19 protein-coding genes and 2 pseudogenes are annotated in these 23,821 nt (G+C 72.4%); 11 read left to right on the forward strand and 10 right to left on the reverse strand.

Annotation, left to right across the window (positions count from 1 at the left end; genetic code table 11):
* From ACWD68_RS24385 to ACWD68_RS24405, 5 genes and pseudogenes are all read right to left on the reverse strand, one after another.
* Positions 1-152, reverse strand: a pseudogene (locus ACWD68_RS24385) (vitamin K epoxide reductase family protein); the annotation flags it as partial.
* Positions 152-640, reverse strand: a complete 489-nt coding sequence (locus ACWD68_RS24390) for a DUF5949 family protein (protein ID WP_451808558.1) — start codon at positions 638-640, stop codon at positions 152-154. The gene ACWD68_RS24390 and the pseudogene ACWD68_RS24385, both read right to left, overlap by 1 nt.
* A 162-nt stretch (positions 641-802) precedes the next feature.
* Positions 803-1,042: a chaplin gene (locus ACWD68_RS24395; RefSeq protein ID WP_451808559.1), complete on the reverse strand. Its 240-nt coding sequence runs from the start codon at positions 1,040-1,042 to the stop codon at positions 803-805.
* Between the two features lie 86 nt (positions 1,043-1,128).
* A complete protein-coding gene (locus ACWD68_RS24400) occupies positions 1,129-1,431 on the reverse strand; it encodes a hypothetical protein (protein WP_451808560.1) in 303 nt (100 codons plus the stop codon).
* Between the two features lie 276 nt (positions 1,432-1,707).
* Entirely contained in the window at positions 1,708-1,947 is a 240-nt protein-coding gene (locus tag ACWD68_RS24405) for a chaplin (RefSeq protein ID WP_451808561.1), read from the reverse strand.
* A gap of 317 nt (positions 1,948-2,264) precedes the next feature.
* Between ACWD68_RS24405 and ACWD68_RS24410 the strand changes: the two genes are divergently transcribed.
* The 9 genes from ACWD68_RS24410 (at position 2,265) to ACWD68_RS24450 (ending at position 13,508) form a co-directional block, all read left to right on the forward strand.
* Entirely contained in the window at positions 2,265-3,434 is a 1,170-nt protein-coding gene (locus ACWD68_RS24410) for a DUF3344 domain-containing protein (RefSeq protein WP_451808562.1), read from the forward strand.
* Positions 3,435-3,474: 40 nt separating this feature from the next.
* Positions 3,475-4,674, forward strand: coding sequence for a glycosyltransferase (locus ACWD68_RS24415; protein WP_451808563.1), 1,200 nt, complete (start codon positions 3,475-3,477; stop codon positions 4,672-4,674).
* Positions 4,671-6,107 (forward strand): exopolysaccharide biosynthesis polyprenyl glycosylphosphotransferase, encoded by a 1,437-nt coding sequence (locus ACWD68_RS24420; protein ID WP_451808564.1) that lies wholly within the window; start codon positions 4,671-4,673, stop codon positions 6,105-6,107. Before ACWD68_RS24415 ends, ACWD68_RS24420 begins: the two co-directional genes overlap by 4 nt.
* Before the next feature lie 4 nt (positions 6,108-6,111).
* Entirely contained in the window at positions 6,112-7,524 is a 1,413-nt protein-coding gene (locus tag ACWD68_RS24425; RefSeq protein ID WP_451808565.1) for an O-antigen ligase family protein, read from the forward strand.
* 680 nt (positions 7,525-8,204) lie between these two features.
* Positions 8,205-9,854: a murein biosynthesis integral membrane protein MurJ gene (gene murJ / locus ACWD68_RS24430; RefSeq protein ID WP_451808627.1), complete on the forward strand. Its 1,650-nt coding sequence runs from the start codon at positions 8,205-8,207 to the stop codon at positions 9,852-9,854.
* A complete protein-coding gene (locus tag ACWD68_RS24435; RefSeq protein WP_451808566.1) occupies positions 9,838-10,602 on the forward strand; it encodes a polysaccharide deacetylase family protein in 765 nt (254 codons plus the stop codon). Before murJ ends, ACWD68_RS24435 begins: the two co-directional genes overlap by 17 nt.
* On the forward strand, positions 10,599-11,711 hold the full coding sequence (locus ACWD68_RS24440; RefSeq protein WP_451808567.1) for a glycosyltransferase: 1,113 nt from the start codon (positions 10,599-10,601) through the stop codon (positions 11,709-11,711). Before ACWD68_RS24435 ends, ACWD68_RS24440 begins: the two co-directional genes overlap by 4 nt.
* Before the next feature lie 16 nt (positions 11,712-11,727).
* Positions 11,728-12,384: a lipopolysaccharide biosynthesis protein gene (locus tag ACWD68_RS24445; RefSeq protein WP_451808568.1), complete on the forward strand. Its 657-nt coding sequence runs from the start codon at positions 11,728-11,730 to the stop codon at positions 12,382-12,384.
* Between the two features lie 20 nt (positions 12,385-12,404).
* The gene (locus tag ACWD68_RS24450) at positions 12,405-13,508 is read left to right on the forward strand and encodes a GNAT family N-acetyltransferase (RefSeq protein WP_451808569.1); all 1,104 of its coding nucleotides are present in this window, start codon (positions 12,405-12,407) and stop codon (positions 13,506-13,508) included.
* Positions 13,509-13,530: 22 nt separating this feature from the next.
* On the opposite strand, the gene ACWD68_RS24455 is transcribed toward ACWD68_RS24450, so the two are convergent.
* The gene (locus ACWD68_RS24455; RefSeq protein ID WP_451808570.1) at positions 13,531-15,285 is read right to left on the reverse strand and encodes a glycoside hydrolase family 26 protein; all 1,755 of its coding nucleotides are present in this window, start codon (positions 15,283-15,285) and stop codon (positions 13,531-13,533) included.
* 237 nt (positions 15,286-15,522) lie between these two features.
* Here ACWD68_RS24455 and ACWD68_RS24460 point away from each other — a divergent pair, with 237 nt between their 5' ends.
* Together ACWD68_RS24460 and ACWD68_RS24465 are read left to right on the forward strand one after the other, a co-directional pair.
* Positions 15,523-17,013, forward strand: coding sequence for a carboxylate--amine ligase (locus ACWD68_RS24460; RefSeq protein ID WP_451808571.1), 1,491 nt, complete (start codon positions 15,523-15,525; stop codon positions 17,011-17,013).
* Complete coding sequence (locus ACWD68_RS24465) at positions 17,013-18,284, forward strand: FAD-dependent oxidoreductase (RefSeq protein WP_451808572.1); 1,272 nt, start codon at positions 17,013-17,015, stop codon at positions 18,282-18,284. Before ACWD68_RS24460 ends, ACWD68_RS24465 begins: the two co-directional genes overlap by 1 nt.
* Before the next feature lie 75 nt (positions 18,285-18,359).
* On the opposite strand, the gene ACWD68_RS24470 is transcribed toward ACWD68_RS24465, so the two are convergent.
* From ACWD68_RS24470 to ACWD68_RS24485, 4 genes and pseudogenes are all read right to left on the reverse strand, one after another.
* On the reverse strand, positions 18,360-19,307 hold the full coding sequence (locus ACWD68_RS24470) for a chaplin (RefSeq protein ID WP_451808573.1): 948 nt from the start codon (positions 19,305-19,307) through the stop codon (positions 18,360-18,362).
* A 692-nt stretch (positions 19,308-19,999) separates the two neighbouring features.
* Complete coding sequence (locus tag ACWD68_RS24475) at positions 20,000-20,560, reverse strand: hypothetical protein (protein WP_451808628.1); 561 nt, start codon at positions 20,558-20,560, stop codon at positions 20,000-20,002.
* Positions 20,561-20,581: 21 nt separating this feature from the next.
* A pseudogene (locus tag ACWD68_RS24480) lies at positions 20,582-21,920 on the reverse strand (AMP-dependent synthetase/ligase); the annotation flags it as partial.
* 196 nt (positions 21,921-22,116) lie between these two features.
* Positions 22,117-23,739 (reverse strand): YfbK domain-containing protein, encoded by a 1,623-nt coding sequence (locus tag ACWD68_RS24485; protein ID WP_451808574.1) that lies wholly within the window; start codon positions 23,737-23,739, stop codon positions 22,117-22,119.
* Positions 23,740-23,821 lie beyond the last annotated feature (82 nt).

The following is a 23,821-nucleotide window of genomic DNA, read 5'->3' on the forward strand; positions in this document are numbered from 1 at the left end:
AGCTTGAACTTGTCGATCGTGATGACCCACGCGGCAAGGAGACCGGCCGCACCCGTGATCACCAGCAGCAGGGCGAGGGCACGGCTGCCGCCGGCGGTGCGCCCGTGGGCACCGCTGCCGCCGCTCACCCCCCGTCCCGCGGCGGCCGTCATCAGCCGCGCAGGCTGCGCGCGGGCAGCAGCACGTGCGCCGCGCTGAGCAGGGTCTCCTCGTCGCCGGCGAAGGCCGTCAGGCTCTCCGGCGCGACGGGCTTGCCCGGCTCGGCCACGGGCCAGGCGCGAGTGGCGAACAGGAAGTAGGCGTAGCCGCGTTCACCCACCGCGGCGAGCCACTCCGGCGGAGCGATGCACTGGGCGTTGAGGTGCGGCATCGTGACGACGGCCTGACCGGCCTCGACGAGCAGGCTGAGCGGCAGGCTCGGCTGCCGGGAGGCGTCGATGAGCGTGTCGCCCACGGGCAGTCCGTTGTCGATCAGCAGCTGCCGGATGGCGGCCGCGGATCCTTCCGGGCCGCCTTCGCCGTCGCCCAGGGAATAGGCGAGGAGATAGGGCATGTCGCCGTCGGGGGCTTCACCGCTGAAAGCCATCACGGCGAGCGTGCCGAGGTCGGCGTCCCGCATTTCGCTTGAGGTTGAGGTCACCGCGGAACCCTATCGACGCACCCGTTCGGGTACGGCGCCAATCTCACCCGCCCGGGCGATGACCGGGCGGGTGACCACACGAACGAGGGACGCGGCTCGAACAGCGCGAGGGCCGATTCCGCGGGTGCGGAATCGGCCCTTTCGCCACATCGGCGTACGACGTCAGTCGTTGAAGCAGGCGTTGTCGAATGCAGGGTTGAGCGCGCCGATGACGGAGGCCGTGTTGCCGCAGAGATTGACCGGAACGTGCACGGGGACCTGAATGACGTTTCCGGAGGCGACGCCCGGGGACTTGATTGCGGCGCCCTCGGCACCGGCGTCCGCGACGGCGCTGCCCGCGGCGGCACCCGCGGCCATTCCGGCGGTGGCGAAAATAAGTGCGGCCTTCTTGGTGGTGTTCATTGTCAGCCTTTTCCTCGGAGGTTTTGTTCAGAGCCTAGGTAAATGCCCGCAAGGGATACGGAAAGACACGCATCGAAAGAATACGACTAGCCCTGAAGGGGAAGCCCGCCGAGGAACTGCGCGGGGCCGCCGGCCGTGTTGAGCACCTTCGTCGTGTCGCTCACGGCGCCGAGCAGGGAATTCTTGTTCTCGGTGTCGAGCGCGTTCGACTGGTGCTGCAGGGGCATCACGTCCTGCGCGCTGAGCGAACGCTGGCTGGTGAGGGTCTCCAGGGCGCCGTTGAGGCTGGAGGGCGTGGGGTCGGTGGCTCCGGCCGCGAACGCGGGCGCGGCGGCACCGGCGACGGCCAGGGAGCCGGCGACCACAGCGGCGGCCTTGAGAAACTTCATCGTGTTCCTTTCTTCGGCGACTCATGTCACCCGGGGGAATTTCTCTTTGCGCTGACTAACGAGCCCCGAACGCGAGGGAAACTCCGCGTGCAGAGGTTTCCTGCACCCCACCCGAATGAACGGTGTGGCGCATCCTCATCCGAGCCCCGGGCGGTATCCGGCGTCAGGACACCGACCCATGTCCGCCAGGGACTGGACCCGCGCCAGAAGCGGGGCAACGCGAACCGGCCGCCCTCCCTTTCGGGAGCACGGCCGGCAGAAGGATCCGCGCTGACGTCAGTCGTTGAAGCAGGTGTTGCCGAACGCGGGGTTCAGCAGACCGATGAAGTTCACGGTGTTGCCGCAGACGTTGACCGGAGCGTGAACGGGAACCTGCAGGACGTTGCCCGACAGGACGCCCGGGGAGTGGGCGGCCGCGCCGTGCGCGTCGCTGTCGGCGGCGGCGATGCCGGCGGTGCCGGCCACAGCGGCAGCGGCAACGGAGGTCAGGGCCATGCCCTTAGCGATACGCGACATGGAGAAGTGCTCCTTGGAAGTCGACACAGCATCCGGGCGGGATGCCCGGCTCTGGATTCAACGCACGGCACCCACACGGGTTGTGCCTCCAAAGGGGTGATCTCGCAAGCGGTCGAGCTTCACGATTCCGACACACATAGCGACTTTCACTCATAAATACGGACAGCGGCTAGAGTCGGGCACCTCAGGGGGCGCCTGGAAGCAGGCGCCGACCGGCGTCGGAAGCGGACGGGGAGCCGGCGCACACCCATCTGATCCGCAGATCTCCGTCCGTCCGCTGGTCCAGAACCTTTTCCCCCGAAAGGGCACCGCCGGTCATGCGTAATTCCCCGGGCCTGCTGCTGCGCCACACGATCGTGGGCTGCACCGTCCTCGCCGCCTTCTGGGCACCGGGCGGCCCCGCGACCGCGGCGGTGCCCGCTACGGCGGCGCCCTCCCCGAAGGCACCCACCGCCGAGGCTGAGAGGCCGGCGTTCACGCAGCGGTACCGCGCCCTCCAGCACGGCGGAATCGTGCGGGCCGCGAACTCCTCGATCAGCTGTCGGAGTTCCTCGACGTCCACCCGGCCCCGCGGCCCCGTGAGAGCGGCCGGGACCGCCCGCGCCACGGCGCTCACCTGCCCCGGGGCGCGCGAGGGCGGACCGGCCGCGAACGGCGACTTCGACATGCTCTACATCGATGTCGACAACGACCCGAACACCTACAACTCCAGCCGCGCGGAGATCCGTCTGCCCAAGGGCGCGCGCGTCACGTACGCGCGGCTGTACTGGGGCGGCAACCTCCGCGTCGGCGAGCAGAAGCCGCCGAAGGCCAATGGAAGGGTGCTGATCGCCGAGCCCGGCGGCGCGTACAAGGATCTGCTCGCGGACAGTGTGGTCGGGCACCGGGTGGCACAGGGGGCCGACGCGTTCCAGGCTTCGGCGGACGTCACCAAGCTGGTGCGGGCGAACGGTTCGGGGCTCTACACGGTGGCCCAGGTCAATGTGGCGAAGGGCCGGTCGGCCGCCGGGGCGTGGGGCGGCTGGACGCTGATGGTGGCGTACGCGAAGAAGGCCGAGCCGCTCAGGCATCTGGCGATCTGGGACGGCTTCGAGGCGCTCGGCCCGCGCGAGGGGCACGTCGTCCCGCTCGGCCCGCTGACCCTCCCGCAGACCGTGAAGGGCCGGGTGGGCCTGGTCGCGTACAACGGCGACCGCGGAAGCAAGGGCGACTCACTGGCCGTCTCGACGGGCTCCGGCGCGCCGACCCTACTGGGCGACTCCGCCAACCCCCGGGACGACGTACTGAATTCGACCATCGGCGGGCCCGGACCCGCCGCAATCAAACGGGTGCCCGCTTACTCGAACACGCTCGGTTACGACTCTGACGTCCTCGAATTTGGCAAGGGCATCCGTCGCAGGGGTGACCAGTTGGCCTTCCGGATCGTTTCGCAGCGGGACGCGGCCTGGGTCGGAGCACTGTTCGCCGCCGTCGACGCGAAGCAGTGACGCGCGCCCCGGCGCGCCGCCCGTGAGCAAGGAACCGCGCATGCATCTGCCAACAGACCCTCCGCCGCGGGTCCTTCATGTCACGCAGCCGGTCGACGGCGGCGTCGCCCGGGTGGTCACCGACCTCATCAGGGCCCAACTCGCCGCCGGAACGCGGGTGACTCTCGCCTGCCCGGACGGCAACGACTTCGCCCGCGAGGTGCGGGCGCTCGGCGCGGACGTACGGCCCTGGCACGCGACGCGGGCGCCGGGGCCGCAGCTGGCTCAGGAGGTGAGGCGGCTCGGCCGGGTCGTGGCACGGGTGCGGCCCGATGTGGTGCACGCGCACAGCGCCAAGGCGGGGCTGGCGGCCCGGCTGGCGCTGCGCGGACGGGTGCCGACGGTGTTCCAGCCGCACGCCTGGTCGTTCGAGGCCGTCGACGGTGCCGCCGCGGCGCTCGCGCTGCGGTGGGAGCGATGGGGGGCCCGTTGGGCGTCCCGGCTGGTGTGTGTGAGTGAAGCGGAGCGCACGACCGGCGTACGCGCCGGAATCCGCGCCCCCTGGCAGGTGATCCCCAACGGCGTCGACCCGGAGCGCTTCCACCCCGCGTCGGTGGACACCGTACGAGCCGGGATTCCGCTGCTCGGAGGAGTCGGTCCGGCGGCTCCGCTGGTGGTGTGCGTGGGGCGGCTGTGCCGGCAGAAGGGGCAGGACGTCCTGCTGGAGGCATGGCCCTCGGTGCTGCGGCGGGTGCCCGGCGCCCGGCTCGTGCTCGTCGGGGACGGTCCGGACGCCGCCCGGCTGCGTGCCGGGGCACCGCGTGGCGTGCTGTTCGCCGGGGCCACCACCGATGCCGTGCCCTGGTACCAGTCCGCCGATCTGGTGGTGCTGCCGTCCCGTTGGGAAGGCATGGCGCTGGCTCCGCTGGAGGCCATGGCCTGCGGGCGCCCGGTCGTGACGACGGACGTGGACGGCGCCCGCGAGAGCCTGCCGCCGGATCACGACACCCGCTGCCTGGTGCCGTCGCGGGAGCCGGAGCCGCTGGCGGACGCGATCGGCACGCTGCTGTCCGATCCGCTGCTGCGCGAATCGCTCGGCCACCAGGGGCGCCGCCACGTCCTGACCACGCACGACGTGCGCCTCACGGCCGACGCGGTCGCGGGGGTGTACCGCGACCTGCTGGCCGGCCGACCGGCGCAGCACGCCGGGAGCGCCATGTGCGGGGACCACACCGAGTGCAGGGAGTCCATCCACTCGTGACTGCGGAAAGCACCGTTCCCTCCCCCGGCGGACAGCCCCAGGAGTACGGATTCTCGCCCGTCTCGGTCATCCCTCCGCGCGAGGCCGGCGGCGGTTTCAGATTCCCCGCCGGGCAGCGGACCACCGCCCGGCGTGCCTCCTGGCTGCCGCCGGCCGCCGTGGACGCCGTCGCGGCGCTCGCGACCGGACAGGCCTTCGCGGAGATCCAGCGGCACCCGCTGTTCGTCGTCGCGCTGCTGTTCGGCGTGGTCGCCCTGAACGCGCGGGCGTCGCTGTACCGGCCCGCACCCGTGCCGGCCCTACTCGACGAACTGCCCACCGTCTGCGCGCGGATCGTGATCGCCTGGTGCGCGCTGGCCGCCGTGGTCGCCGCGTTCGTCCCGGACGGCGCGCTGTCGGCCCCCACGCTGGCCCTGGGGTGCGCCGCGCAGTCGGCCATCAGCTGCGCCGGCCGCGGCACGGTGCACTGGCGGCGTCGCCGGGCCCTCGTGCTGCGCCCCCGCGCCGCCCTGGTGATCGGTCCCGCGGCGACGGCCCAGCGGGTCGCCGCGGCCTTTCTGCGCCATCCGAGCTGCGGGGTACGGCCGGTCGGTGTCGTCTCGGACCAGCCGTCCGGCTTCGACGGACTGCCGGTCCTCACCACCGGCGAGGAGGTGCAGCGCGCGCTCATCCAGAACAGTGTGCGGACCGTGCTCGTGGTGGAGCCGCGCGGTGAACGCGGGCCGATGCTGCGGGCGCTGGCCGAGGCGGGGTGCGAGCTGTGGACGGTCGACGCGGAATCCCCGTCGTACGACGGGGAGGGCCGGTACACGCTGGCCGGCTTCTCCTGCCGGCGGCTGTCGATCCTCCGGCGGCGCACCAGCTTCGGCAAGCGATTCCTCGATGTAGTCGTCTCCGGCACGCTGCTGCTGCTGGTCAGTCCGCTCCTGCTGGTGTGCGCGGCGGTCCTACGACTGACCGACGGGCCCGGTGTGGTGTTCCGCCAGGAACGCATCGGCAAGGACGGACAACCGTTCACGCTGCTGAAGTTCCGCACCCACCGCCCGGTCGACGCGCACGAGGCCGCGACCCGCTGGAGTGTGGCCAACGAACAGGAGATGAGCCCCTTCTGCCAGTTCCTCCGACGCAGCTCGCTCGATGAGCTGCTCCAGCTGCTGAACGTTCTCTGGGGCGACATGAGCCTGGTCGGACCGCGCCCCGAACGGCCTTACTTCGTGGCCAAGTTCAGCCAGACCCATCCGGGCTACGAGGCCCGCCACCGGATGCAGACCGGGATCACCGGGCTCGCCCAGGTGCACGGGCTGCGCGGCGACACCTCGATCGAGGACCGTTGCCGGTTCGACAACGCGTACATCGACAACTGGTCCCTGTGGCAGGACATCTGCATCCTGCTGCGCACGGCCGCCGCGCTCGTCCGCCCGACGGGAAGCTGAGCCGATGAGCCACGCCCTGCCCGTCACTCCCCTGGAGACCCTGACCGCCGGTCTCCGGCGCGCGCTGCCGGTGCTGCCCGTCGTCGCGGTGATCGCGCTGCTCGGGCTGCCGGTCGCGCCGACCGACGAGGGCGGCGCGAACCTCGCGGACGCCGTGTCCGGTCTCGTGGTGGTCTGCTGCGCGATCCATCTCGTACGGGCCCGTCGGCGCCCCCTGTCCGTGACCGCCGCGCTGGTCATCGGGCTCCCCGTGGTCGGCATCGCGGTCGCGGCGGCCGGAGCGGCGGACCCGGGGGCCGGGATCACGGGCCTGGCCCGCTACCTGCAGATCTTCGTGCTGGTGCCGGCCGCGGTCCTGCTGCTCGTGCGCGACCGGCGTGACTTCCGGCTGCTGGCCTGGTCGTTCGTCGCCCTGGCGCTGTGGCAGGGGGCGATCGGGGTGCACCAGTACGTCACCGGGACCGGCGCCTCGTACCAGGGCGAGTACATCCGGGCGGTCGGCACCTTCGGGCCGACCGACGTGATGGGAATGGCGTCGGTGGTCGCGTTCGGGCTGGTGTGCGCGGTGGCGCTGGCGCTGGGGACCGGTGCCGCACGGCAGCGCGCCGTCGCCGTGCTCTGCGCGCTGGCGCTGCTGCCGCCGCTCGCGCTGTCGTTCAGCCGGGGCGCGTGGATCGCCACGGCCGTGGCCTGCGGCGCGCAACTGGTGCTGGCGGGACTGCGGCGCGCGGTGAAGGTGGGCGCGGTGGTGGCCGCGGCCGGGGTGATCCTCGTGGGCGGGCTGGGCGTCGGCACCGAGATGCTCCAGGAGCGCATCACCAGCATCACGCAGGTCGCCGACGCCCCGGACCAGTCGGTGGTCGACCGGTACACGATGTGGGCGGCGGCCACCGGTATGTGGAGGGAACACCCCCTGACGGGCGTCGGGTTGAAGGGCTTCCCCGACAACCGGGACGGCCACGCCTCGCTCGCCCTCTCCTCGGGCAGTGACATCGCGGGCGCGGGCGCCGCCTACCACAAGCAGCCGCTGCTCTCGCCCCACAACATGTACCTCCTCGTCCTCGGCGAACAGGGCCTGATCGGGCTGCTCGCCCTCGGAGGCAGCTGGCTCGCTCTCCTGGTGTGCGCACTGCGCGGGCTCGTCCGTGTGCGCCGCACGCCACCGGAAGCCGCGGGTCTCCGCCTCCCCTCAGGACGGACCCCGCCCGGCACGGACTGCGCGCTCGTCGCGTGCGGGCTGCTCGTCTGGCAGCTGGTCGACTTCGTTTACGCGGACATCGGCGGCCCCTCGACGGTCCTGACGGCCGTCGCTTTCGGCCTCATCGGCTGGTGGGCGCTGATGGACCCGTCGGCACCGGCCGGCATCGACGCGACGGCGACGGCCTCCTCCGTGATGGAAGAGGCCGCGGCGCGATGACGGTGACGCCTCCCAGGGCGGGGGAAGGCCCGGACACGGGCACGGGGACAGGCGCGGACACCGGCACGGGCCCGGGACCGGACACAGACGCGGGCGGGAACCCTCGGCCCGTCACGGACACGAACGCGGGCGGCACCGCCCGGCCGGTCACGGGCAGCGGGCCGCGACCGGGAGGCAAACCCGCCCACCCCTCCGCAACCGAAGCCGGCACCGGCACCGGCAGGGCGGCAGCGATCGGCCCCCCGGCGGCCATCGGCACTGCGGCCGGCCCGGGTTCCGCACCCGGCCCCGCCCCCGCCCCGGACGTCACGCCCACCCCCGTCGGACTCGCACCGGACGGGGGGACCACAGCGGGCTGCGGCGCCGCGGCAGCCATCGGCGCTGCGGCGGGCACCGGCCCCGCACCCGGATCCGCACCCGGCCGCACCGCAGCGGCCATCGGCACTGCGACGGACACCGACACCGCACCCGGCTTCGACCCTGCGGCGGACATCGCGTCCGCCGCCGCCATCGGGCCCGCGGCAGGCATCGGGCCCGGACCGGACAGCACGATCGCAGCCGCCTTCGGGACCGCACCTGGTGCCGGGGTCCACACCGGTGCCGGGGTCGGTGCAAGTGCCGGGGTCGGGGGCGGTGCCGGTGCCGGGGTCGGTGTCGATCCCTCCCCTCCTTCCCTCCCTCTGCCCTCCGCCCGGACCGCTCCGCCCGGCGCCGCCGATCCTCCCGGTCCCCGGGGCGGGCACCAGGCCCCCCCGAAGGGGGCGGGCCGGCCCGAAGCCGCCTCCAGTCGGTTTCTCGCCAAGGCCGCTCTCGTCACCGTCGCGCTCTCCATCGCTGGAGCCCTGCTGGGCCTCGGCCGGGATCAGGCGCTGGCGCATCTGTTCGGGGCCGGGTCGGAAACGGACGCGTTCCTCGTCGCCTGGACGGTGCCGGAGTTCGCGGCGACGCTGCTGATCGAGGACGGGCTGGCCTTCGTGCTGATCCCGGCGTTCAGCGTGGCCGTGACGCGGCGCGCGCGAGGAGCCACCGGTGATCCCGTACGCACACTGGTCGCCGCCACCCTGCCCCGGCTGACGCTCGCCTTCGCGGCCGCCGGCGCACTGCTGATCGCGGGGGCGCCGTACCTGGTCGAGGCTCTCGCGCCCGGCCTGCCCGACCCCCGCCTCGCGGTGGACTGCACACGGCTGACCGCTACCTGTGTGTTCTCCTTCGGACTCGCCGGATACTGCAGCGCGGCCCTGCGGGCGCACCGGCGCTTCGTGGCGCCGGCGGCGATCTACGTGGCGTACAACACCGGCATCATCACGGCGATGTTCGTCCTCGGGGGCCGCTGGGGCGTGCGCTCGGCGGCCCTCGGTGTCGCGGTCGGCGGCGCGCTCATGGTGGTGGCACAGGGGCCCTCCCTGTGGCGGCAGCTCCGGCGCGGGCGGTCGACGAGCGACGCCCTGGGCGGCGAGCCGGCCCGCCCGATGGATCTGACCCTCGTCAGCACGGTCCTGCTCTTCGCGCTGTGCCGGCAGTCCCAGGTCCTCGTCGAACGCTTCCTGGCCTCCTCGCTCCCCGCCGGAGCCATCTCGCATCTGAACTACGCCCAGAAAGTGGCCCAGATGCCGATGGTGCTCTCGCTGATGCTGTGCACGGTCACCTTCCCGGTGGTCGCGCAGGCCATCGCCGAGGGCGACACCGAGCGGGCCCGCGACCGGGTGGAACGCGATCTGGCGCTCGTCTCCTGCACGGTGCTGCTGGGCGCGGCGGCGGTCGTCGCGTGTGCCCCGCAGATCATCCAGCTCCTGTTCCAGCGGGGCGCGTTCAACGCCGACGACACGGCGGCCACGGCGGCGGTGATGCGCGTGTACGCCCTCGGACTGCTGGGCCACACCCTGGTCGGCGCGCTCGTGCGCTCCTACTTCTCCTCGGGCCGGCCCACCTGGTACCCGCTGTTCGCGATGACCGCCGGGATCATCGCGACCTCCTGGATCGGCGTCCTGGCCGTCGGTCCCTGGGGGGTGTGCGGGATCGCCGTCGCCAACGCGACCGGCATCACCATCAGCGCACTGCTCTTGGTGTACGGCATGGGGCCGCGCAGTGTGCCGATCCGCACCCGCCGGGTGGTGGCCGAGATCGGCAAACCACTGCGGGCCGCGCTGATCGCCGCGCCGGCCGGGGGACTGTGCGCGAACCGCGTGGACTCCCCGCTGCTCGGACTCGTCGTCGGCGGCACGGTCGTGACCGTCGTCTTCGCCCTGCTGGCCTGGGCCTTCCGGGTCGAGGGGTTCGCATCCGCACTCCGTTCCGTCACACGAAGGGTTTCGCATGCCCGTTTCCGCTGACAGCAGCAGACGTACCGGCACGAGCTCCCTCGAAGCACCGCCCTGGGTGGCGATGTACCACTCCGTCGGGGACTGTTCCGACGACCCGTACCGCATCACGGTCTCGCCGGACCGTCTCGACCAGCAGCTGGGCTGGCTGCGCCGGCACGGTCTGCGCGGGGTCCGTATGACGGAGCTGCTCGCGGCCCGCGCCCGCGGCCAGGGGCAGGATCTGGTGGGCCTGACCTTCGACGACGGGTACGCCGACTTCGTCGGGACCGCCCTCCCCCTCCTGCACCGCCACGGCTTCGGCGCCACCCTCTTCGTCCTGCCCGGACGGCTCGGCGGCGACAACGCCTGGGATCCGCTGGGCCCCCGCAAGCCGCTGCTGAGCAAGCAGGGCATCCGGCTCGCCGCCGCCTCCGAGGGCATCGAGGTCGGCTCGCACGGACTCACCCATGTCGATCTGACCAAGGCCGACGACGCCGTGCTGCACACCGAGGTCGCGGGGAGCAGAGCAGTGCTCTCGGACCTGATCGGCACCGACGTCGACGGCTTCTGCTACCCGTACGGAACCATCGACCGCCGGGTCGTCGACGCCGTCCGCGACGCCGGATACAGCTACGGCTGCGCGATCGACCCCGGCCCGCTGACCGGCCCGTACGCCCTTCCCCGCGTGCACATCGGCGAGAACGACACGCCCGTACGCCTGTTCCTGAAGCACAAGCTGCACCGCCTGCGCCGACGCCCGGTCGAGGGAGTCCGATGAAGGCGCTGCACATCATCACCGGTCTCGGTGTCGGCGGCGCCGAGCAGCAACTGCGGCTGCTGCTCCGGCACCTGCCCGTCGAATGCGACGTCGTGACGCTCACCAACCCGGGTTCGGTCGCCGACGGGCTCACCGACGACGGTGTGCGCGTCATCCATCTCGGCATGACCGGCAACCGCGACCTCGGCGCGCTCCCCCGCCTGGTGAAGGTGATCCGCGCGGGCCGCTACGACCTCGTGCACACCCACCTCTACCGGGCCTGCGTGTACGGCAGGCTCGCCGCCCGGCTGGCCGGGGTGAAGGCCGTCGTGGCCACCGAGCACTCGCTCGGCGACTCGCAGATGGAGGGCCGCCGGCTCAGCTCGGGCGTGCGCGCCCTGTATCTGGCCAGCGAGCGGCTCGGCCGCTCCACCGTCGCCGTCTCGCCCACGGTCGCCGAACGGCTGCGCCGCTGGGGCGTGCCCGGACCGCGCATCGAGATCGTGCCGAACGGCGTCGACCTCGCCCGCTTCCGCTTCGACCAGGTGCTGCGCGAACGCACCCGCCGCAGGCTCGGGCTGCCGGAGAGCGCGTACGTGATCGGCGGCGTCGGGCGGCTCGCGGCGGGCAAGCGGTTCGACGTCCTGATCCGCGCGCTGGCCGAACTGCCCGACGACTGCTGGCTGTTGCTGGTCGGCAGCGGCACCGAGGAGAGCGTCCTGCGGCGCGCCGCGCACGACGCCGGGGTCGCGGACCGGGTGCTGTTCACCGGCGAGCGCCCCACCGGCGGCGCTCCCGGCGCCGATCTGCCGTCGCTGATAGGAGCCATGGACGTCCTCGCCTCGCCGAGCCCCGAAGAGGCGTTCGGGCTGGCCGTCGTGGAGGCGATGGCGTCCGGGCTGCCGGTGCTGTACGTCTCCTGCCCGGCCGTCGAGGACCTGCCGCCCGAGGCGGCCCGCGGTGCCGTCCGGATCCAGGGCGGCCCGGAGTCGTTCGCCCGCGCCCTGACCGGCGTCCGCGCGGAGGGTCCCGCCCTCCGCCCGGCCGCGGAGGCCGCCCACCACTACTGCATCACCCGCAGCGCCGCACAGCTCATGGACGTGTACGCGGCCGCCGTCTCGCGCACCTGACTGGAGTGAGTTCCTCATGTCCGAAAACCTCACCAGGGGCCACCGTTCCCCGGGAACGGCCCTCGCCCGGGCGAAGACCACGCCGCCGTGGTCGGTGCTCGCCGCCGGAGCCGTGCTCGGCGGCCTGCTCGGCGGCGCGTACGGCGTGGTGAAGACCCCGACCTATACGGCCACGAGCTACGTCATCGCCGTACCGACCGACAAGGGCGACCCGTCTGCCGCGCTCGGCTTCGCCCAGGCGTACGGCCGGGTCGCCACGCAGCTCGCGGTGCTCGGGGACGCGCAGGTGTGGGCCGGTGTTCCGGTGAAGACGCTGCAGACGAGTGTGCGGACGGCGACCTCCCCGGACGCTCCGATGGTCGCCGTCTCGGCCACCTCCTCGCGCCCCGACCGCGCCGCCGACATGGCCAACGCCGTCACCCGCTCACTGACCCAGCACGCCAACGGCAGCCGGAACAGCACCCACGTCGAACTCCTGTCGTTCTCCCGCGCGGTGAAGCCGACCTCGGCCTCCTCGGCGCCCGCGACGGTGACGGGTCTGGTCGGGGCGAGCGCGGGCGGCCTGCTCGGCGGTCTGGTGCTGCTCGTCCGTCCCCGGCGGTCCACCGCCACCGCACGCCCGGCCTCCGTGCCGGGCCCCGCCACCGCGGCCGATGTGCACGGACAGCTGTGAACGGGACGCTCCACGCCGGCGTGCGGAGAGCCGCCCGAGCCGAACTCGTCACCGATGAGCGGGAGTTCGCCGAGCTGGGACCGGCCTGGGGGCGCCTGCACCGCCGGTGCGGCGCCGCCACCGCGTTCCAGAGCCACGCGTGGCTGCATTCCTGGTGGCTGTCGTACGGGACGCCGGGACGGCTGCGGCTGGTGGTCGTGCGCGAGGGGGATGAACTGCTCGCGGTCGCGCCCCTGATGCGGGTCCGCCGTCTCCTGCCCGCGCTCGTGCCGCTCGGCGGGGCGATCTCCGACTTCGCGGACGTGCTCCTCGACGACGAACACGCCGACCGGGCGGCGGCGATCCTCACGGAGGGCCTGTCGGCCGCCGCCCGCACCGCGCTGATCGACTTCCGCGAGGTCCGCCCCGGCGGCGCGGTGGAGCGGATCTACGAGCGCTGGCGCGGCCCGCGTCGCCAGGTCCGGGACTCCCTGTGCCTGGAGCTGCCTGCCACCTCGATGGGCGAGCTGGTGGACCGTCTCCCCTCGGCCAAGGCCCAGCGTGTACGGGCCAAGCTGCGCAAACTCGCCGCGCTCGGGGTCGAACAGCGGGTGGTGGCCCACGACGAGGTGGACGCGGCCCTGCACCGGCTGCTCGAACTGCACCGGTTGCAGTGGGAGGGCCGGAAGGTGACGTCCGAGCACCTCCAGGAGCGGTTCTCTGAGCATCTGGTCCGCTCGGTGGGCCCGATGGTGCACTCCGGGGACGCGGTGGTCACCGAGTTCCGGCTCGACGGCACCGTGATGGCCGTGGACCTCACCCTGCTGTCGCGGCGCCTGGCGGGCGGCTATCTGTACGGTGCCCATCCGCAGCTGCGCGAGCGCAAGGCGGACGTGGCGGTGATACTGCTCGACGCCTGCTCCCGGCACACCGAGACGGGCGGCCGCGAGGCACTGAGCCTGCTGCGCGGCGACGAGCCCTACAAGCACCACTGGCGCCCGGAGCCCGTCGTCAACCAGCGGCTGCTCCTCGCCCGTCGGCGTACGGCGGCGCTGATCTCGGCGGTCGTCTGCGACGTCGCCGCGCGCCGGCGGGGCAAGGAGCTGCTGCGGAGCTGGAAGGAGCGCGATGGCGGCAGGCCCTGAACGACCCGCCGCCACCCAGGTGTCACCAGTCGCCCGACCACCAGTCGCTCGACCAGAAGTCGAGGTTCACGCACACCTTCCCGCCGATCCAGTACTCCACCCAGTCGCCGAGATCCAGCGACGAACAGGTCGGATTCGGGGCCGGCTCGGGTGTGGGGGTCGGCGTGTGGGGCGAAGCCGGCTCAGGTGTCGACGTCGAGGCCGGCTCGGGCACCGGAGTCTCGGCCGGGGTCGGGGTCGGGGTCGGCGTCGGCGTTGAAGCCGGCTCAGGTGTGGGCGTCGGGGTCGGCGTCGAAGCCGGCTCAGGCGTCGGGGTCGGGGTCGGCGTCGGGGTCGGCGTCGGCGTCGGCTCAGGCGTCGGGGTCGGCGTCGGGGTCGGGGTCGGGGTCGACTCTGGCACCGGCGTCGGGGTCGGGGTCGATGCCGGTTCCGGCGTCGGGGTCGGCGTCGGCTCGGGCGTCGGGGTCGAGGTCGGCTCGGGTGTCGGCGTCGAAGCCGGTTCGGGTGTCGGCGTCGAAGCCGGTTCGGGTGTCGGCTCAGGTGTCGGCATCGGGTCCGGTGCCGGATCGGTGGTCGGATCGGTGGTCGGATCGGTGAAGTGGGACAGCGCGGCACGGTAGGCCTGGGACGCCTCCGGGTTGTCCTCGCACTGCCATACGCCGTGCGGGCAGTAGTCGGTGAGCGTGTTGTACAGCGGCCTGTGCTCGTCCATCCACGCGAGCATGCGCTTCACGTACGTCGCGTTGTCGCCGTTGTGGAAGAGTCCCCATTCAGGATAGGAAATGGCCTTCCCGTGGGCTTTCGCGAAGTCGACCTGCTCCTGAAGCCCGTACGGCTCCTTCACCTGTTCGTCGAACGAGAGCCCCGACGGCTGGTCGTACGCATCCATGCCGATGATGTCGACCGTGTCGTCCCCCGGATAGCACTCGGTCCAGGGAATACCGTCCAGGCCTCGGTTCGGGGCGAAGTCGAACCGGAATTTCTGTCCCGGCACCGCCCGCATGGTGGTGACGATTCTGTTCCAGTACTTTTTCCAGGCCTCCGGGTCGGGACCGCAGCGATGGGTGTACGTGATGCCGTTCATTTCCCAGCCGAGCACGATGACGGTGTCGGGCACGTTCAGCTCGACGAGCCGCTCGGCGAGCGCGCGGAAATGGTGGTCGAAGTCCCCGGCGACGGCCTCACTCAGCAGCAGACGGACGTGGTCGTCGGAGATCCCTTCCTCGTTGCGCTCCATCATCGGGACGTTGAGGACGAGCATCCGGTCGTTCCGCTCGCGGCGCCAGTCCGCCCAGGCGTCCAGAAATCCGGGCGCTCCCTCGATGTTGCTCCACCGGTCGCCGGGCAGATACGTGTGCCCGACCCGCAGTTCGGTGCCGCCCAGCCACTGGCTGAGCTGTTCCATGCGGGCGATACCACTGGCCCCGTAGTCGAGGTAGGCGCCGAAGGCGGGCGGCGCGGCGGGGGCCTTCTTGACGGGCGGCGTGGGCTTCAAGCCGGTCGCGACGGACCGCGCGGGTACGGCGGCAGCCGTCACCGGCTCGGTGCGAGCGGGTGTGGGCGTCGGCGGCGGGGTCGCGGTCACGACACCGCCGGTGACCGAGGAAGTCGCGGGCGGTCTCACCACCTTGGGTGTCGGAGCCGGCGGGTCGCCGACCCGCACCACCCCGGCGCCCACGGCGTATACCGGACCCGACGCAAGGGCGACCGACGTGACGATGCCGGCCGCGACGAACGCCAGCCTTCTGCTCCGGGGCCGCTGCTGCTGTGGGGCCATGCCTGCTCCTATCTCCCTCTTGATCCTCGGATGTTCATTTCCGATTACTGACAATCAGTCACATGAATACCGATTCAGCCAACCGAGGCTTCGGCCCGCAGCCCTGACGATCACTCGCAAGGGTGATTCGCACGGTCACCGCGTGTCTCCCGATTACTCCCGACCGTGGGCCGTATCCCGTTCCTGATCCGTTCCCGATCCCGTCGCCGACACTGTCGCCGATCCGAAGGAAAGCCCGTGCCGATTCTCGACACCCGGGTACCCGCCGTCCTGCTGCGCATCGACCAAAATCCCTTTCACCACGGAACGCTGGGGGCCGTACGCTCACTCGGCAGAGCCGGTGTGGAGGTGCACGTCGTCGCCGATTCCGAGGGAAGTCCCGTCCGCAGATCGCGCTTTGTGTGCGCGATGCACCCCCCGCCACCGCCCGGTTCCTCCACCGCGGACATCGCCGCCGTATTGCGCCGAGTGGCCGCCCGGGTTTCCCGCCCCGCCGTACTGGTCCCGATGGATGACGCGAGCGCCCTCGCGGTGAGCCGCCTCGGCGAGGAACTCGCCGCCGGGTATCTGCTGCCGAAGCAGCCCGGCACCCTCGCCGAACGCGTCGCCGACAAGGCCGAACTGGCCGCCGTCTGCGAGAGCGTGGGTGTTCCGCACCCGGTGACGCTGATTCCCGAGAGCCCGGCGCAGGCGGCCGTGGCGGCCGGGCTGCTGGGGCTGCCCCTGGTGGCCAAGTGGAGCCGCCCCTGGCTGATCCCGGCCGGAACGGGCCTGCGCAGCACGGTGGTGGTCCGCTCCGCACACGAGGCGCGGGCGCTGTATCTGCGCACCGAGGACGCGGGCAGCCGGCTGCTGCTCCAGGCCTTCCTGCCGCCGGGGCCCGACCGCGACTGGTTCTTCCACGGATACGTCGACCGGCGCGGCGTGACGCACGGCGGCGGCCCGGGCCGCAAGCACCGTGCCTGGCCCCGCGGTGCGGGCCTCACGGCGGTCGGCCGCTGGACGCCCAACCCGCAACTCCAGTCCCTCGTCGAGCGGCTCACCGAGGTTCTCGGCTACCGAGGCATCTTCGACCTCGACTTCCGCAGGGACGCCGCCGCGGGCCGCTATCACCTGCTCGACTTCAACCCCCGCCCCGGCGCCCAGTTCCGGCTCTTCGAGGACGGGGCGGGCCTGGACGTCGTACGCGCCCTGCACCTGGATCTGACCCACCGTCCGCTGCCCACGCCTGTGCCCCTTCCGGACCGCGCGTTCGTGGTGGAGAACTACGCGCCGTTCGGCGCGCTGCGCCCCCGGTCCGCGGGGCGCGAACTGGCCTGGTACGCGGTGGACGACCGCGCCCCCGGGCGGGCGATGTGGGGCCTGTGGGCCCGCCATGTGTCGCTGCGCCTGACGCAGCGCGCCGGCGGGCTGGTGCGCGGACCGGCCGCGGCGGCGGACGCGGCCGAGGCTGCGGACACGGCCGGGACGGTGAAGGCCGTGAATGCCCCCGGGGCGGTGGTCGGGCCGCCGCGGAAGGCGGCCGAGGTGGCGGTCCGGGGGCCCGAGGTGACGGCGGCCGCGGTGGAGAGAGCGGTCCGCGCGGAGTCGACCGTCGTACGACCGCGCGGCGAGCCGGTTCCTCGCATGGACCCCCGCTCCGCCCAGGTGCCCACCGCCCTGACGGCCCTGCCCGCGGGGTCCCTGGCCCACTCCCCTGCCGACGACGAGAAAGCGAGTAGCTGCTGATGTTCGACCTCTTGGTGGTGGGAGCCGGCCCCTACGGCCTGTCCATCGCGTCCCACGCCGCGGCGGCCGGGCTGAGCCTGCGCGTCCTCGGCCGGCCCATGGCGTCCTGGCGGGACCACATGCCCCGCGGGATGTTCCTGAAGTCGGAGCCGTGGGCATCCAGCCTCTCCGACCCCGACGGCCGCAGGCGCCTGGAGACGTACTGCGCGGGCCGGGGTGTGGCGGTCCGGCACGGCGAGCCGATCCCGGTCGAGATGTTCGCCTCGTACGGCCTGTGGTTCGCCCGCAACGCCGTGCCCGACGTCGACGAACGCATGGTCGTACACGTGCGGACGTGTCCCGGGGGCTTCGAGGCCCTGGTCGACGACGGCGAGGTGCTGCGCGCCCGCACGGTCGCCCTGGCCATCGGCGTGATGCCCTTCGTCGAGATGCCGGCCGCGCTGAGCGGCCTCGGACCCGAACAGGCGTCGCACAGCAGCGACCACGGCGAGCTCTCCCGCTTCCGGGGCCGTGACGTCACGGTCATCGGCGGCGGCCAGGCCGCCCTGGAGACGGCGGCCCTGCTCGCCGAACAGGGCACCCGGGCAAGGGTCCTGGCCCGCGCCGACCGGCTGAACTGGAACGACGTGCCGCCCGCCCTGGAGCGGTCGTGGTGGCGGTCCGCACGCGCGCCGCACAGCGGCCTGGGCTGCGGCTGGCGCAACTGGTTCTACGCCGAGCGCCCCGGCCTCTTCCGCCGGCTCCCGGAACCCACCCGGACGCGGATCGCGGCCGGAGCGCTGGGCCCGGCGGGTGCCTGGTGGGTGCGCGACCGCGTCGAACCGGTGGTCGAGCTGTTGCTGGGTCACGAGGTCACGTCGGCCTACACCTCGGGCATCGGCGTACGGCTCGAAACGGTGGACCGGGACGGCACGCCGACGTGTCTGGAGACCGACCACGTCATCGCGGCCACGGGGTTCAGGGCGCGGCGCGAGCGGCTCGGCCTGCTCGCCGACGATCTACGCGCGAACCTGGCGTCGGTACCCGACGGTTCCCCGTACATCGGCCAGGACTTCGAGTCGTCGGTGCCGGGCCTCTTCATGGCGGGCCTGATCACCGCCTCCGGCTTCGGCCCCGCCATGCGCTTCGTGCAGGGCGCCGGCTTCACGGCGGACACGCTCGTGCGCGGCGTACGGCGACGGCTGCGCACGGGGCCGACCGGCGGGCGGATTCCGGCACCCGGGGGACGCAGTCGGCAGGGGGCGGGGCTGGGGCTCGGCACCGGGCGCTGACACCGGCGACGCACCGGGCGGGCGGACCGTCCGGGTGCCGGACGCGGGGACGCGTCCGGCACCCGGAGCGGAGCGTCACGAACGGGACGCGGCCCGGGCTCGCCGGTACAGCAGGGCGCCGCCCGCCAGCAGCGCGGCACTGGCTGCCGAAGTGGCGAGCAGGCCCTCACCGCCGGTCTCCGCCAGCGTGGGCGGGGTGTACTGGCGGTGCACCGTGACGGGCGGGGCGGGGGGCTGCTCGTGGACCTTGACGGGCGGGGTGTGCGAAACGGGCGGCGGCTGCTCATGAACCGGCGGCGGGGGGCAGGGGGCGTGCGGGGGCGTCCCGTGGGGGTGGGGGTGGCCGCATTCGTTGCCGAACACGGGGTTCCCCAGGCCGATCACGTTCAAGGTGTCGCCGCAGAGCTCGATCGGGACGTCCACCGGTGCGGCGGCGTGGTTGCCCGACAGGACACCCGGCGAACCGTGCGCCCCGCCGGACGACGAGGAGCCGCCCCAACCGCCGTGATGGCCACCCGAGTTGTCGTACTCCGAGCCTCCGTGTCCGGAGCGGCCGTAGCCGGAGTCCCCGTATCCCGAGTCGCCGTAGCCGGAGTCCCCGTAGCCGGAACCGCCGTTGTACCCGCCGTAGCCACCGTGGCCGCCGTAGCCGCCGTAGCCGCCGCCACCGTGATGGGCGCCCTGCCCCAGGCCGCGTCCCGAGCCTTGCCCGGAGTGCTGTCCGGAGCCGGCTTCGTGATGGGCGGGGTGCTGCGACGCGGCATGCCGGCCGTGCGAACCCGAGCCGTTGGCACAGGAGTTGCCGAACGCCGGGTTGAGCGCGGCGAGGACGTCGACCGTGTTGCCGCAGACGTTCAGCGGCACGTTCACCGGCACCTGGACATTGTTCCCCGACGCGACGCCGGGTGAGTCCGAGGCGGTCGAGGCCGCGTTCGAGTCCGCGAAGGCCGGACTGGCGTACAGGGACATGATGCCCGTCGCGGCCGCGGCCACGACCACTCCCCTACTCAGGTTCTGTCGCACTCTTGTTTTCTTCCTGCTGGTAGAAGTGAGGAAGCCGGCCCTCGGACCCATGAAGCGGTCCCAGGCCGGCCGTGGCACAGCCGGAGCGGCTGATGTGCCGAAGCGTCAGCGGTTGACGCAGCGGTTGCCGAACGCCGGGTTCAGCACGAACTTCCCTTCTCTGCGGCCATGCCCCTTTGTCGGCCGAAGCCGAGCGAGCACGACTTGAGCGGCTCGCACCATGACCTGCATGCTGTAAACGAGGGATGGATGGCCCAAGAAACTGTGGAACGTAGGCCAATTGGGAATTCACTCGAATCGCCCCGCGCCGAATGAGCACGGAAGCTTCACACCAGGCGAAACGCTCCCCTGGAAGGGGGAGCGTTTCGCCCGGGAGGGAATGTCAACTCGGAAGAAATGGATTTCACACAAACGACGGGAAAACGCAGCGGCGCCCGGATCGCCCGCCTGAACGCCTCGGCTGACGTCGCGCAACCAATCCATCGGGCCGCTGTCGGGGTGAGAGCAGGAATCTCTTTCGCAGACAGGACCAGAGCCCCCAGCTCGGGCTGGTCCAGGGCTCCCTGAACAAGCCCTGCATCGGCCTGCCGGGCCAAGGCCAACCTCCAGTCGATCGTGCACGCGGCTGCGCTCGGCGTCGCTGTCCCGTGTCCGGGGGCAGGGGCTGTTCCCCCGCTCGGGCCAGGGCTTCCTCAGTTCCCGTACAGTGCCTCGATCTCGGCCGCGTACAGCACCGTCGCCGCGTGCCGTTTCACCTTGAGGGACGGCGTGAGCAGGCCGTTGTCCTCGGTGAACTCGCCTTCCACCAGGGCGAACGCGCGAATCGATTCGGCCCGGGAGACCGCCTGGTTCGCGTGGTCCACGGCCTTCTGGGCGTCGGCGCGCATCCGCGGGTCACGGACGATGTCCCGCACCGGGGTGTCCGCGGGGAGCCCCCGGACGGCGAGCCAGTGGGCCAGCGCCTCGGCGTCGAGGGTGATCAGGGCCGCGACGAACGGGCGGTTGTCGCCGACGACGAGGCACTGGCCGACGGGCGCGCGGCTGCGCAGCCGGTCCTCCAGGACGGCGGGCGAGACGTTCTTGCCGCCCGTGGTGATGAGGATGTCCTTCTTGCGGCCGGTGATCGTGAGATAGCCGTCCTGGTCCAGGGCGCCGAGATCGCCGGTGGCGAACCACTCGTCGGTCAGGACGGCGTCGGTCGCCGCCAGGTTGTTCCAGTAGGCGTCGAAGACGACGCTCCCCTTGATGAGCACCTCGCCGTCGTCGGCGATACGGACGGCGGTGCCCGGGACCGGCAGACCGACCGTTCCGGGGCGGGGCCCGAGCGGCGGGACGACGGTGGCGGCGGCGGTCGTCTCGGTCAGTCCGTAGCCCTCGTAGACGATGATTCCGGCGGCGTAGAAGAAGAGGTTGAGGTCGCGGTCGAGCGGGGAGCCGCCGCTGATGGCGTAGTGCGCGCGGCCGCCGAGTTCCTTGCGGATACGGCGGTAGACCAGCAGGTCGTAGAGCGCCCAGGCCACGTACAGGCCGGGCCCCGGGCCCTTGCCCGTGCCGAGGAACTTGTTCAGATACGCCTCTCCGAAGCGCACGGCGACGCGGTCGGCACGGTCGAAGGAGGCGGCGCGGCCCATCTTCTCGGCGGTGGCGCGCCCGGTGGCGTGGATCTTCTCGAAGAGATAGGGGACGCCGACCAGGAAGGTGGGACGGAACTCCCGCAGTGCGGGCCTGAGTTCGTCCGGCTTGATGCTCGGGCAGTGCCCCAGTTCGATGCGGGCCCATCAGACAGGCGATCTGGAGCGTGCGGCCCATGATGTGGGCCAGCGGGAGGAAGAGGACCGTCGAAGCGGTCCGGCCGGTGACGGCCTGGAAGACGGGGTGCAGCAGCTCCACCGTGTTGGCGGCCTCGGCGTGCAGGTTGGCGTGGGTGAGGACACAGCCCTTGGGCTTGCCGGTGGTTCCGGAGGTGTAGCAGATCGTCGCGACGGTCTCGGGGGTGAGCGCCGCGCGCCGTTTGGCGACCTCCTCGTCGCTGATGTCCCGTCCCAGGAAGGCGAGTTCGGTGAGGGCGCCCGCGTCGAACTGCCAGACGCGCGGGGGTTCGGGCCGGCGGGCGGTGCCGGTAGCCACGGTGTCCGCGTTCCCGGGGGTCTCGACGATCACGAAGCGCGCGTCCGAGTCCCGGACGATCCACTCCACCTGCTCGGCGGAGGAGGTCGCGTAGACGGGGACGGTCTGGCCGCCGGCCGCCCAGATCGCGAAGTCGAGGACCGTCCATTCGTAGCGCGTACGGGACATCACCGCGACCCGGCCGCCCGGTTCGAGGCCTGCCGCGATCAACCCCTTTGCCGTGTCGGTGACTTCGCGGGCGAAGGCGGCCGCGGTCACCGGGGTCCAGGCGCCGTGCCCTGGCCGGCGCAGCACGATCGCTCCGGGCGCCTCGGCCGCGTTGGTGAACGGCAGGTCGGCCGTGCTGCCGGTGGCGGGGGTGGGCACCAGGGTGGCGGTACGCGCCTCGCGGACCGTACCGCTCTCGTCCCTGACCAGCTCCACCCGGCTGCGCCTCGCGAGGTCCGCGTGCCGCTTCGCCCGTTTCAGTTCCTTGCGTACACCCATCACGGCTCCCGGTCGCAGGGTCCTTACTGCCGAGTCAACTTACCCGCACGTAACGGAACTTCAATGGGCCGCGCACGATCCGTCCCCGTGGGCCGTTCCCGCGTCCGACGGGCGGCCCACGGGCAGGTGGCGGACGAACCGGCGGCCGCCCGGTGGCTGCCGGCCAGGGCTGCCGGCTGCCGGGCTGCCGGGCCGGCTACCGAGCGCAGTCCGCGTCGCAGACGTCCAGTTCGTCGGCCTGTTCGATCGCGGTGGCGAGAGCCGCGACGTCCCTGTTCTCGGTGTCCCTCGCCAGGTCGCGGGCGCGGGAGGCGAGTTCGCCCAGCGGGAGGCCACCGGGCAGTGAGGTCCAGCGGGCGTCGCCCGAACGCAGCGCGTCGGCGAAGTAGGCCGCCACGGCGGTCACCTGGAAGGAGCGGGACGAGGTCCAGACATCGCCCCGGAGGGAGCCGGTCTCCAGGCGGCCGGACTTCTCGTGCGGGACACGGGAGTCGGGGTCGAGCCAGCGGACGGTCGCGGTGGCGAGACGACCGGAGGCGCCGGGGCGAGTGCGGACGGCGTAGAGCGCGGTGACCGTGTGGCCGGGGCCCACCTCGCCGCCGTCCACCCGGTCGTCACGGAAGTCCTCGTCAGCGACCTTGCGGTTGTCGTAGCCGATCAGCCGGAACTGCTCGACGGTCTCGGGGTCGAAGGCGACCTGTGCCTTGGCGTCGCGTGCCGTGAGGTCGATGTTCTGCGGAAGCTGGTCGCAGAAGACGGTGAAGGCCTCGTCGCGGCTGGAGACGTACGTGGTGTGGCCGTCGCCCTTGTCGGCGAGGCGCTCCATGAGGGCGTCTCCGTAGTCGCTGCCGACACCGACGCCGAAGAGGGTGATGCCGTGCTCGCGGCGGGCGGAGGAGATCCGTTCGAGGATGCTGTCCGCGTCCGTGTCACCGGTGTTGGCGAGGGCGTCGGAGATCAGGACGACCCGGTTGGTGGCGCCCTCGCGCAGCCCCTCGACGGCGGTCGCGTACCCGGTCTTCACGCCCGCGCCGAGGTTGGTCGAGTCGGTGGGCTCCAGTCGGTCGATCGCCTTGTGGACGCGGCCGCGGTGGTCGCCGAGGCGGGTCATCGGCAGCACGGTCTCGGCCTCGTCGCTGAAGGTGACCAGGGCGACCGAGTCGTCGTCGCGCAGTCGGTCCGTCATCACGCCGAGGGATTCCCGGGCCAGGTCGAGACGGCCTGGCTCGGACATGGAACCCGAGATGTCGATGACGAAGGTGAGGGCGGCGGGCGGACGTTCGCGCTCGCTCTCGGCGGCCCGGGTGGCGAGGCCGACCCGGACGAGGGACCAGCGTTCGTCGTCGGTGCGGGCGCCGTCGACGGTGACCGAGAAGCCGTTGCCGTCGGGGCGTTCGTAGTCCTGACGGAAGCTGTTGACGAACTCCTCGGGCCTGATCGTGGAGGGGTCGGGGACGCGGCCGTCCGCGAGGGCGCGGCGGGCGTAGCCGTACGACGCGGTGTCGACGTCGAGGGCGAAGGTGGAGAGGTAGTCGGGCGACGGTGCGACATCGGGGGCGTCCGACTGCTCTCCCTGCTGGTCGCGCTCGGCCGCGCCGCCCGACGGCTGGACGGGGGCCGGCAGCGGGAGGTTGCGGCCGCCGGACTTGTTTCCGCCGCCGTCCGAGGAGTTGTCGCCGCTCCCCGCGCTGCATCCGGTGAGCAGCACCGCGCCCGCCGCCGTCACGGCGAGCAGCGAGCCACTGAGCCGTCGAAGGCCGGCCTTCCGCGCGCCCCCGCGTCGGCGGCCTGCGTCCGCCGCCGTCCGTATGTGGTTCATCCCCATCTGTGCCCCCTCGGCGTACGGCCCTTGTGTGGGCCGACATGTGTGACTGTGACGGCCGAGGGGGCCGGGATGAGCG

This window comes from Streptomyces sp. NPDC005141 (assembly GCF_053599975.1).